This is a genomic window from Hyalangium sp., from assembly GCF_035629615.1.
GTDB lineage: Bacteria > Myxococcota > Myxococcia > Myxococcales > Myxococcaceae > Hyalangium.
This window is the reverse complement of the sequence record NZ_DASPHO010000149.1, coordinates 16,217-27,682: the sequence shown is the minus strand read 5'-3', so window position 1 is coordinate 27,682 and position 11,466 is coordinate 16,217. Positions and strand designations below refer to the sequence as shown.

The following is an 11,466-nucleotide window of genomic DNA, read 5'->3' as shown; positions in this document are numbered from 1 at the left end:
CCCTATGACGTGCTGGCGCGAGACGGCCGGCTGTACGTGAGCCACTGGTCGTATGGGCTGGCGGTGTCGGACGTGTCCAACCCGCGCTCGCCCAAGCGGCTGGGGAACTACGCGTATGCGGAGGCCACCACCCGCACGGTGGCCGTGGGCACCATCGGCAACCGCACGCTGGCCTTCGAGGCGGGGGAGGCCTGGGGTGCGCACCTGCGGGTGCTGGATGTGAGCGCGCCGGACGTCCTCATCACCGAGGTGGCGGGGTTCCAGCTTCGCCCGGAGGTGTCCATCCGCTCGCTGACGCTGTCGGGCACGAGGCTCTATGTGGCGCACTACCAGGATGGCCTGCGCGTGCTGGATGTCTCCAACCCCAACGAGCCTCGCCAGGTGGGCTACTTCAACGCGTGGCGGGAGACGGACAAGGATCGCGGAGTCTCGTTCTTCGAGGGGGTCAGCGATGTGGCGGTTCCTGGAGACGGCTACCTCTACGCGGTGGACACGTCCCGCGGACTGCTCATCCTCCGCGAGCAGCCCTGAGCCCACCTGCGGCCGGCCGTGAGGCGACCGGCGCGGACGAGGCCTCCTTCACCGGGTGAGGGTGGTGGCGCTGGCCTCATCGAGGTTTTGCCGACGGGCCTCGCGGATCTGCTCGGCGGCGTAGAAGAGATCCCAGCGGGCGCTGGAGGTGTCCCGGTGCCCCGCTGAGTTGAGCGCCCGGGCGATGGAGCCGCGCGCGCCTTCGACGAGGATGACGGTCTGCCCGCTCCCAGCGTCCGTGGCGCTCTGGGCCACCTGCGCGAGCGCCGCATCCGCCTCCTGCAGCGCGTCCCCCACGTCCAGCTCGCCGACCGCGAGCGCCTGGTCGACAGCGAGGAGCCACTGCCCAGCGCGCTCGAGCTCGGCCAGCCGCTGCTGGCGCATGAGCTCCAGCTCCTCGGCGCGCTCCCGCATGCCGGTGAGCTGCTGCTGGAGAGCCTCGGCGCGGACGGTGTCTTGCTCCTGCTGGGCCTGGAGCTGAGCCTGGAGCGCCTGGACCTGGGCGCGCAGCTGCTCCACGTCGCGCTGCGGGTTGCCGGTGGTGGGGGCCGCGCTCACCACGGGAGGTGGGGCTCCCGGGGCCTGGGCCTCACCTGAGGTCCCCTCCGTGCCAGCCCCGCCGGTTCCGGTGGCCTGCGTGTCTGTCGCGGACCCGGTAGCAGCGGTGCTCGGGACGGAGACGGAGCGGTCGGCCTCGGCCGTTCCTCCGACGTCGAGGACCGGCATCTGCACGGTGCCATCCGTGAAGTCCTGGCCTTCGTCGGTGGCGTCGGCGTTCTGGAGCGCCCGCTCCCAGGCCTCGCGCAGCTCGAGGGCAGCGGGATCCTGGGTTTCGGCGTCTGGAGGCAGGGAAGGGGTGATCTCGGGTGTCTGCCCGAGCCACAAGCCCAGAGAGAGTGCGAGCCAGGGAGTCATTGCCAGAAAGCTGTTCACGTCCTGACGCAATGACACCGGAGCGGGCGACCGAGCGCCCGCACCTTGGCCCTCAGGGAGGGCGGGAGCGCCCTCGCCTGGGGTGACTCAGGCCGCCTGGCGGCTGCTCAGGCGGCTGGAGGGCCTGCTCAGGCGGCCCGGTTGAAGGCCACCCCGTTGATCACGCCGCTGAACTCCTCGAGCAATTCCGAGGGCGTCCCCTCGAAGTCGGTGAGGATCTCGGAGCTGCGGGTCTCGGCCTCCGCGGTCACGTCGATGGAGGCGATGCCGACGCTCACACCCTTGTCCTCGAAGCCCAGGGTGTCGTCGGTGAAGGCGCGCACCTCGCCCTCCACCTTCGTGTTCTCGTTCAGCGAGCTGAGCGCCCCGCTGAGGTCCCCGGAGAGCGCCTTGCCCAGCGAGCCGACGATGTCCTTCGTCTTGGCCTCGGCGGACAGGGAGATCTGCAGGCCCTGATCGCCGCCGAGCGTCACCGGGCCGCCCTGGATCTCCGCGCCCGCGCTGAACTCCACGTTGGCGGAGAGCTTCGTGGTGGACTGGTCCACCGCGGTCCTTCCTGCCTGCTTCAGCGCGCCCACCGGATCGGAGATGAGCTCGCCAGGGCTGAGGTTGATGGGGACCTTCGTCTCCAGGGAGATCTCGGCCTTGCCGTCCACCTTGCCCGGGCTGAGCGTGCCTCCGCTGGGCAGGCCCACGCCGCCGGCCACATCCAGGTTGCCCTCCACGCCCACCTTCTGCTCGAGGATGAGGTTGGGGGGGCCGTCCTTCGGGATCTCGATGGCCGTCGCATTGGACACCGAGCCGGCGATCTTCGCCCCGGGCAGGCCCAGCGAGTTGCCCGCCTCGGCGGACACCTCGCCCTTGCCCTCCAGCTTCAGGGTGGTGGACTCGTAGTGCTCGCCGATGAAGCCCAGCTCGCTGCCGGCCGAGGCCAGCATCGCCGCGCCCACGGGCGCCAGCGGCCCGGCGGTGGCGGCCGCGCCAATGGCGACACCCGCCACTGTCTCGGCGGCCTTCTCCACGTCCGCGGCGTTCTTGAAGTCGAACTTCACCGTGGCCGAGGCCGTCCCGGTGGCCGACAGCTCCGCATCCGTCAGCCCGGGCAGCTCCAGCTTGGAGGCCACGCCCGCGGTGCCCTCGCCCTGCAGCTCCATGGAGTAGCCGTCCTCGGTCTTGGTGACCTTCATCTCCACGCCGGCGCCCAGATCCGCGCCGAAGAGGGTGCCCTCCACTCCGGCCTTGACGGTGAAGCTGTCGCCCGGCGACTCCAGCTTGTTGATCTGGTCGTCGATGTTGAGCGCGTTGGCGGCCGCGTTGCGGATGGAGTCGCCCAGCCGCCCGATGACCTGGTCGGAGACGAAGTTGTAGGCCCCGCGGGCCGCGTCCCCGGCCTTGTCGGCGAGGAAGCCCGCCGCGTCCTTGACGCCGTCCCACACGTCGCCGGCGATGTCATCCAGGCCGCTGCCGCCGCCCTTCTCGATGAGCTCCTCGGCGGCCTCTTCCCGTCCCTCCTCCTTGAGCGCCGCGGCGATGGTGTCGCGGAACTGAGCGGAGCCGCCCTCGGAGATGAACTTGCCGAACCCGTCATCGACCCAGTTCTGCTCGCTGTCTTCCGGGATCTCCTTGGCAATGCCAATGGCCAGCTGCGCGGCGGCGCGCGGCGGCGCGGCAGTGCCGATGCGGCTGAGGTTGTTCGTCAGCCCCTTGATGTCGTCCTCGCTGCCCTTCTCCTCGGTGGCCTTGCCCACGAGCTCGGCGCTGCGCTTGAGCTGGGAGCCCGACAGCGTCATCAGGGACTCGACGGCCTCGGGATCGCCCTTGTGCTTCTCCACCTGATCGGCGAGCGCGTCGGTGAACTTGTTGGCGTCCGCCTCGGTCCAGTCCTCGACCGGCTTGGTCACCACATCCTTCAGCTCGCTGTTGTAGGCAGCGACGGCCAGATCCGTGCCCTTGAGGTTGGCGGCCTTGTTCGGGTCCTGGCCGCTGGCCACCTGCTTGGCGAACAGCTCGTCCTGGAGGGTCTCCTTCGCCTTGCCCGTGAGGGTGTTGCCGGAGGTCTGGACGATGGAGGCCAGGGCCTCCTTGTCCTTCACGCCCTTGAGGTTCAGGGCGTCCTTCTCCGCGCCGCCCTCGGCCTGGGTGGCCAGCTTCTTTCCGAAGCCGCGCAGATCCTTGCCGTCGCGGATGTTCAGCTCGCTGAGCGTCTTGGCCTTGGCAGGGTCCTGCTTCAGCTGGGCGAAGTCGCGGTTGGCGTCCAGGTTGGCCTGGATCTCCTTGGAGTCGGTGGAGGCGTCCACGCCCAGCTTCTTGGACAGCTCGTCACGGGCGGCCCCATCGGCGCCGTCGAAGGAGTCCCGGATCTCGTTGGCCTTCGGGCCGGCCTTGGCGATCTCGTCCTTGCTGAAGGGCTCGTCGGACTTGAAGGGATTGAGCGCGTTGAGCGGATCCTTCTTGGCGGTGGTGTTGGCCTTGAGCATCGCCTCTTCGGCGGACTTGGACGAGCGCGCGACGGCCTCCTCGGCCTTCTGCAGCTTCGTGTCGGCGTCGAGCAGCTCGCGGTTGGCCGTCTTCAGCTTCTCCCGGGCGGAGTCCACGTCGCCCTTGAGGCGCTCCACGTTCTTCTTGGCGGCCTCGCGCTGCTCGGGCTTGGCGCTCTCCAGCTGCTGCTGGCCGTGCACCAGCTCCTTGCGGGCCTCTCCCACTTGCTTGGCGGCGCCCTCGGCATTCTTGGAGGCGTTCTGCTGCGCCTGGCGGGCCTGCTCTGCCTGTTGACGGGCCTGCTCTGCGGCGCGGCGTGCGGCCTCTGCGGCACGGCGTGCGGCCTCTGCGGCTTCTGCTGCCCGGCGAGCGGCTTCGGCTGCAGCGTTGTTGTTGCCGGAACTGCGGACGTCCGTGGCCATGCGTGAGGACCCCAACTGAGAGTGAGTAGGTCTCTACTTATCGGGGGTTTCCCCAAGTTGGTTACGGGGGTCTTATTTTTTTCTCATATATTGAAAGGTGGGTGGATCAGGGCGTGAGCCCGGATCTCCACGGTTTACCTCTGTTGAACCGGTTCGAGGGGGCTCCGCTCTGGTGTCCGCCCGGACCATTCCCGAGTGTTCCCGCATCCGAACCGTATCAGCGCCAGCAACTCAGGCTCCTGTGAGCTTCAGCACCTCGCGGGCCTTCCTTCGCCAGAGGAGGCCCGAGGAGCCACACCCATCTCGTGGAGCCGTCACCCGAGAGACACTCGAGGCCGCGCGTGGAGAGGGGCGCGGCCCCGAGTGTGCGTCAGAGGCTGATGCGCAGGCCGGCACCCAGCTGGATCGTGGGGGCGGGCACCAGCGCCCGGCCATCGATCTCGAACGGCGGGTAGTCCAGGGCGAAGCGGAACTCACCGCCCTTGTTGCCGTAGTTCACGGCCGCGTACACCTCGATGCTCAGGTACGAGAGCGCGCGGTGGAGCACGTCCAGCCGGGTGGTGAAGGACATGTCCGACAGGTTGCCCAGGGTGGACAGGATGAAGGAGGTCTTGTCCCAGGAGCCCGGTCCCGCGAGCACGCCAAAGAGGCCGCCGTAGTGCTTGCCCACGTAGAACGGCTGATAGGCGCCCTGTGCAATGAGGTACGGGTAGGCGATGGGGTTGTCGTAGCCCGTCGAGTTGTAGAAGTACTCCACGCCCACGGTGGCGCTGTCGTTCTCGCTGTAGGCGAACGTGTAGTTGGCGCCGCCGGTGATCTGCGGGGTGAGCCCGTCCGGGAAGTAGCTCTCCACGGGGAGCTGCTTGAGGTCCTCCAGGGTGCGGATCTCCAGGTTCTGGGCCTGCTCGATGAGCTCCTGGAACGTGATGTCCTCGGGCAGCCGGTACAGCGGAGCGTCCGAGCCCTTCCGGAGCGCCGCCTCGGCGTACACATCGATCGGCCCGAGCGCCGAGGAGAGATCCAGCCCGAAGCGGGGCTTGCGGCCACGCTGCAGCACGGCGCTGGCACCCAGCTCCGCCTCGCCCAGCACCACCTCGGCGCGAGCCGCCCCGCCGATGCGGCCGAGCGTGGAGGCTGGCCCGGCATTGTCCAGCATGGCAATGCCGTAGAAGTTCCACCCCTTGGCCTCCCAGGGCACGTGGAGCTTCAGCATCGAGGCGCCCGTGCGAGCGTCGAAGACCGCGAGCGGATCCCTGCGCTGGGGCGACAGGAAGTCGGTGGGGTTCCAGAAGCGCCCGGTGCCCCACTTTACGTGCTGCTTGCCGGCGGTGACGAACACCGTGTGGTCGATGTCGAAGCGCAGCCACGCCTGGTCCAGCAGGACGCGCGGGTTGGAGCGTGAGGTGCCGGGGGTGCTGGTGGTGCCATCGCCCGGGCTGCTGCCGAGCAGGCTGGTGCTCTGGCTGGAGAGGGTGGGATCGAAGCTCAGGCGCCCCACCACCATGCCGCGCAGGCGGTCCGTGGGGCGGGCGTCGAAGTACCCATCCACGAGCGTGGGCGCGGAGAACGAGGTGCTGCCGAAGGAGACGCCCTCGTTCCCCTGGGCGATGGCGCGCATGTAGAACTGGCCGCCGATCTTCAGCGGATCGTCCACGTGCTCCTCCGAGCCGAAAGCCTCCTTGCCAGGGGTGCCGCTGAGCGCCTGTTCATCCCGCGTCTCCTCGCGGCCGGACTGCTCTACGGCCGGGGGCTGGGCGGGTGGGGCGCTGGCGTTGGTCCCCGAGGGTGCCGTCGGCGTGGCGCCCGAGGGCGCCTGTCCCTCGGAGGAGTCTCCGAACATGCTGTCCTCGCTCGGGCGGGAGGAGGGCGAGGCGCTATCGGGTGGAGGCTGGGCCTTCTCGGTCTCCCCTCCAAACATCGAGGCCTCATCAGGCCGGGACGACTGGGCGGCCGCGGCCAGGCTCGTGAGGGCTGTGGCCAGGGCCGCGGCCCTGGCGAGCATGCGCGGGGTCATCGGCTCTTACTCTCGAGCCACGCCTTGGTGAAGATGTTGGCCTCCAGAGACCGGAGATCCACGCTCTTGATGAGGATGACGGTGGAGTTGGACTTCTCCACCTCGTCGTAGATGCGGATCTCCTGCGGGTACCAGACGTCGGAGCCCTTGGACTCGCTGAAGAGCTTCTGCCACTTCGGGTAGTAGAGCGTGCGCATCAGCCGGCCGGAGAGGGCGAACTCCTGGCGCTTGAGGATGTTGGTCGTCTCCTTGTCCACCCACAGCTTGATGACGGGGTAGGCCACGTCGATGTTGGCCCGGCCCTTGAGCGACAGCTTGTGCACCTGGAACTTGCCCAGCGCCTCCTCGCCCTCGTACGTGGGATCGTACTCCTCGGCCAGGCGGGACTCGTCGAAGTCGGCGCGGCGGCTGTCGGTGCCGGCGATGCGCTCACGCTCGGTGCGCCGCTCCCACTTGCCCACGTTGGGATCGTAGCTCCACAGGTTCTTGTCCAGCCGCAGGTAGCCCTTGCCGGCCTCGCCCTTGGGCTTGGTGAAGAGGATCATCAGCTTGTCGTCCGCGTCGCGCCGGTACACCAGCGCCTCGCGCACGACGTCCGCTTTGTCCTTCTCCTTCTGCTCCAGGTACACCAGCGACTTGTAGTCGCCGCCGTTGCGCTGGCGGTCGTCGACGACCTCCAGGATCTTCTTCATGTCGGCGGCTTCCAGCGCGAAGGCCGCCGGGGCCACCAGGAGCGCCGCGGCGGCCGCGGCGGACAGCAGGTTTCGAGGCGTCATGGCAATCACCCGATGTGGTGCATGGCCGTCACGGGCTTCATCCGCGCGGCGAGGAACGAGGGAATGAGGCTCACGAGCATGGACGCCACGGTGATCAGCACCACGGCGAAGATCACGGAGCCGGACTCCACCTTCAGGAACCAGTGCTCCGTCAACAGCATCACCTGGACGACCTCCGGGGCCTTCACCTGCCGGGAGTTGATGAAGAGGCAGAGCGCGGAGGCAGCCACGGCGCCCGTCACCGTGGCGGTGAAGCTGAGCATCAGCGCCTCCGTCAGGAACATCACCAGCACCCGGGCGCGCTGCATGCCAATGGCGCGCAGCGTGCCGATCTCCCGCGTGCGCTCGCGGATGGCGATCCACAGCGTGTTCATGATGCCCGCGGCGATGACGACCAGGAGGACGAACGTCAACCAGCCGGTGATGAAGCTCAGCGCCTGCACCACCCAGTTCACGAAGGAGATCTCGTCCTCCCAGTTGGTGATGTCCAGCTTCTGCCCCGTCCAGCCCTCGCGGTTGACCACGTCGAACTTCATCCAGAAGGCGCGCGGATCGTTGTCCATCAGCGTGTAGCCGGCCTCCGGCAGCTTTTTGCGCAGCCGCTCCTGCACCGTGCGGATGTCCTTCATGTCCTTGAGGTACAGGTAGATGGCGCCCGTGGTGTCGTCCTTGAGCTGGTAGAGATCGCGCAGGCTCTTGCTCGGCACGAAGGTGTTCCACGAGCTCATCATCCCGATGTTCGCCGCGATGGCCACCACGCGCACGTCCAGCGTGTTGCTGGTGCCGCGCATGGTGGGCGCCGACAGCGTCAGCATGTCGCCCACGCCGACCTCCAGCTTCTTGGCCTGCTCTTCGAAGAGCAAGATGGTGCCCGGCTCGTTCAGGCCATCCAGCGAGCCCTTGCGTACCTGGACGACCTTGCGGAAGCCCTGCTCGGCCTCGATGTCGATCCCGCCCACGCCCACCTGCATGGAGCCGGTGTCGGAGACGAGCTTGGCCCACCCGCGACCGCGCTGGGACACATAGTCCAGCTCGGGGATCTCCTTGCGGAGCTCCTGGATGAGCTTCTGGTACTGGGTGACCACGGGCGCGGCCTGTCCGGCAGTCACTTTGAAGAAGCCGCCCACGTTCACATGCCCGCTCATCAGCGTGGTGGCCGACTCGAGCATGGTGGACTTCATCCCGTTGGTGACACCCATCAGGATGACGAGCACTGCGGTGACGCCGGCGATGGCGCCGCCCAGCAGCGCGGTGCGCCGACGGTGCGCCAGGAGGTTGCGGTAGGCAATCAGGAGGATCTGGAGCATGGCTTCACTCGTCCGTCTGCATCGCTGTGACCGGCGACACGCGGGTGGCCAGGAAGGCGGGATAGAAGGTGGAGAACAGGGACACGCCCACAATCAGGATGAAGGCGACGATGAGGTTGGAGGCGCTCAGGGTGGGCAGCAGCCGGGGACCGCTGAAGAAGAAGTACAGCTCGTCGGAGCCCGCGGGGATCCCCACCTTGCCCAGCCAGCGGATCAACGCACTGCCGGCCCCTGCGCCCGCACCGCCGAACACCAGGCCCAGCACCATCGTCTCCAGCAGCACCATGGACAGGATGAACGACCGCTGCGCGCCGATGGCCCGCATCGTCCCGACCTCTTTCACGCGCTGGAGCGTCGCCATCATCACCGCGTTGTTGATGATGGCCAGCACCACCACGAAGAGGATGACGATGATGCCCCACAGCACCATCCGCATCATCAGAACGAACTGCCCGATGAGGCCGGCGGCCTTCTGCCAGCTCACCACGCGCAGCTTCAGGTCCTTCAGCGCCTGGGACTCCTGCAGCTCAGCCAGCGTGGAGTCCAGCAGCTCGGGATCCTTGAGGATGAGGGCGGCGCTCAGCACCATGCCTTCCTCGATCTCCTTCTGGGCGTAGACGCGCTTGAGCAGGTCCTCGTTGCGCAGGGCCGCGCCGTTGGAGGTGATCTGGTCGTTCTCGTTGATCAGCCCGGGCGTGGCGTCCGCCACCAGCGTGGACGGGGCCGCCTCGCCGAAGAGCTCCTCCTCGGCGTTCTCCCGCTTCACCTCGACGGTGCCGCTCTTGAGCTTGAGCTGGGCGATCTCCGCCTTCTTCTCTTCGGTGAGGTAGCCGTACAGCTCGCGGAAGGACACCATGTCCATCAGGTTCGTGGCGCCCGCCAGCGGCGACTTCTCCAGCCCACTGAACTGGTAGGTGCCGTAGACGGGCACGTTCACGCTCTGCACGTAGCCGGTGCGGCTGAACGCCGTGATCGTCAGCGTGGAGCCCATCTTCAGGCGGTACAGGTCCAGCAGCGGCACCAGCTGCTCGTAGAACTGCTTGTAGCGGGTCTCGAAGTTCTCGTCGGTCACCTTCAGGAACTCGCTCACCAGCTTGGCGAGGTCCGTCTCCTGGCTGCCGAGGATGTCGCGCAGCCGCGACACGGCCTGCTGCGACTTGATGGGATCGAGCTGATAGACGATCTCGCGAGGCTGCGTGGAGTTCTCCTTCACCCAGCGCTGCAGCTGTGGATCGGTGGCGATCGTCTTCTGGCCCCCCTCGAGCGCCTCCTTGATGAGGTCCATCCGGCGCGCCGCCTTCAGCTTGAGGAACTCCTCGTAGAAGTACTTGGACAGCAGCATGCCGCGCTTGCCCGTGGGCACCGCCTGGCCGTCCACGATCTGCATGCGATCGAAGCTCTTCTGGAACGCGTCCAGGTCCGTGCCCACGTAGCGGATGAAGAGCAGATCCCCGTCGGCCACCTGCGGGGCCAGCTGGTTCTCCAGGAACTCGAGCGAGCCGAGCGGATCCTTCTCGAAGTCCGCCCAGAAGGCCTCCGAGCGCGCCTTCGCCAGCGCCGCCACCTCGGTGGGCTCCCGCTCGTCGTCGCGGATCAGCAGCTTGCGCGTCTCCTGCTCGCCCTCGAGCAGATTGGCCAGGTGGCGCACGTGCGCCTTGAGGCTGTCGATCTGCGCCCGCCGCTCGGGTGTCTCACCCTCGGCGGAGTTCTGCCGGTACAGCCCTCGCAGCCGGGCCAGCGTCAGGTCCACCGTGTTGCCGGAGGTGATCAGCGCGCCGTTGGTGCCCATGGGCACCACCGTCTTCACGTTGGGGTGCTTCTCCAGCTCCGCCTTGATGGGGGCGAAGCTGTCGATGGCGGCGGTGTCCGCCTCCCCGCCCATGTTGCCGAACAGCGCCAGCTCCTCCTTGGACTTGTCCGAGTAGACCTGAATGTGGCCGGCGATGGAGCCGATGATCGACCGGCTCATCGCCGAGTCCACGCTGTCCAGCAGCGCTCCGCCCGTCACCACCAGGAAGGTGGCGAAGAAGATGATGCCGCCGATGATGACGTTGACCCAGCTCTTGAACAGGTTGCGGAAGGCCACCTGCAAGAGCAGCCTGAGCGTGGCCATCAGTGCGCCTCCGCGCCGGACGCCATTGCCAGGCCCGCCTCGGCGGGGGTGACGCGGTCGAGGACCTTGCCGTCCTTGAGCCGCACCACGGCGTTCGCGTGCGTCATCACCTTGGCGTCGTGCGTGGAGAAGATGAAGGTGGTGCCGCGCTCGCGGTTCATCGCTTTCATCAGGTCGATGATCTGCTGGCCCGTCACCGAGTCCAGGTTCGCCGTGGGCTCATCCGCCAGGACGATCTGCGGCTGGGTCACCAGGGCGCGGGCCACGGCCACGCGCTGACGCTGGCCGCCGGACAGCTCGTTGGGCCGGTGCTTCGCGTGGCTGGCCAGTCCCACCTGCTCCAGCAGCATCATCACCTGCTTGCGCCGCTCCTGCGCGTTGAGCTTCTTCTGCAGCAGCAGGGGGAACTCCACGTTCTGGAAGACGCTGAGCACCGACACCAGGTTGAAGCTCTGGAAGATGAATCCGATGGTGTGCAGCCGCAGATCCGTGAGCCGGCGCTCAGAGAGCAGCTTCGTGTCCTGGCCCGCCACCTTCACCACGCCGGAGGTGGCGGTGTCCACGCAGCCGATGAGGTTCAGCAGCGTCGTCTTCCCGCTGCCGGACGGGCCGGCGATGGAGATGAACTCCCCAGAGTGCACCTGGAGCGAGACGCCTCGCAGCGCAGGCACCACCACCTTTCCGAGGTGGTAGTCCTTGGTGACTTGATTGATGGAGACGATGGAATCGGACATGAGCGGGATCCTTTTAGAACTCACGGGCAAGGGGGCTCATGGGTTGCGGGGAGAGGGACGGCCTCAGCACGGCTCCGCGCGTACCGCGGGCACGTTTCCTGAAGCAGCTCTCGAGGTGGCCGACTCCACCCGCGATCATGACAACCCCCTGGGGCAGC

8 protein-coding genes are annotated in these 11,466 nt (G+C 67.7%); 1 reads left to right on the top strand and 7 read right to left on the bottom strand.

Annotated elements, in window-relative coordinates; all coding sequences use genetic code 11:
• A partial coding sequence (locus VD972_RS07710; protein WP_414654003.1) for an LVIVD repeat-containing protein occupies positions 1-531 on the top strand: 531 nt, incomplete at its 5' end.
• 48 nt (positions 532-579) lie between these two features.
• Here the strand turns inward: VD972_RS07710 and VD972_RS07705 are convergent.
• The 7 genes from VD972_RS07705 to VD972_RS07675 all read right to left on the bottom strand — a co-directional run bounded on the left by VD972_RS07705 (position 580) and on the right by VD972_RS07675 (position 11,308).
• Positions 580-1,446 carry a hypothetical protein gene (locus VD972_RS07705; protein ID WP_324983052.1) on the bottom strand — a complete coding sequence of 289 codons (867 nt, stop codon included), beginning with the start codon at positions 1,444-1,446 and terminating at the stop codon, positions 580-582.
• Positions 1,447-1,592: 146 nt separating this feature from the next.
• A complete protein-coding gene (locus VD972_RS07700) occupies positions 1,593-4,364 on the bottom strand; it encodes a hypothetical protein (protein ID WP_324983048.1) in 2,772 nt (923 codons plus the stop codon).
• Positions 4,365-4,734: 370 nt separating this feature from the next.
• Positions 4,735-6,366 (bottom strand): hypothetical protein, encoded by a 1,632-nt coding sequence (locus VD972_RS07695; RefSeq protein WP_324983043.1) that lies wholly within the window; start codon positions 6,364-6,366, stop codon positions 4,735-4,737.
• A gap of 8 nt (positions 6,367-6,374) precedes the next feature.
• A complete protein-coding gene (locus VD972_RS07690) occupies positions 6,375-7,154 on the bottom strand; it encodes an outer membrane lipoprotein-sorting protein (RefSeq protein ID WP_324983040.1) in 780 nt (259 codons plus the stop codon).
• Between the two features lie 5 nt (positions 7,155-7,159).
• Positions 7,160-8,461 carry an ABC transporter permease gene (locus tag VD972_RS07685; protein ID WP_324983037.1) on the bottom strand — a complete coding sequence of 434 codons (1,302 nt, stop codon included), beginning with the start codon at positions 8,459-8,461 and terminating at the stop codon, positions 7,160-7,162.
• Positions 8,462-8,465: 4 nt separating this feature from the next.
• The gene (locus VD972_RS07680; protein WP_324983032.1) at positions 8,466-10,574 is read right to left on the bottom strand and encodes an ABC transporter permease; all 2,109 of its coding nucleotides are present in this window, start codon (positions 10,572-10,574) and stop codon (positions 8,466-8,468) included.
• Entirely contained in the window at positions 10,574-11,308 is a 735-nt protein-coding gene (locus VD972_RS07675; RefSeq protein WP_324983029.1) for an ABC transporter ATP-binding protein, read from the bottom strand. Before VD972_RS07675 ends, VD972_RS07680 begins: the two co-directional genes overlap by 1 nt.
• Positions 11,309-11,466: the final 158 nt, after the last annotated feature.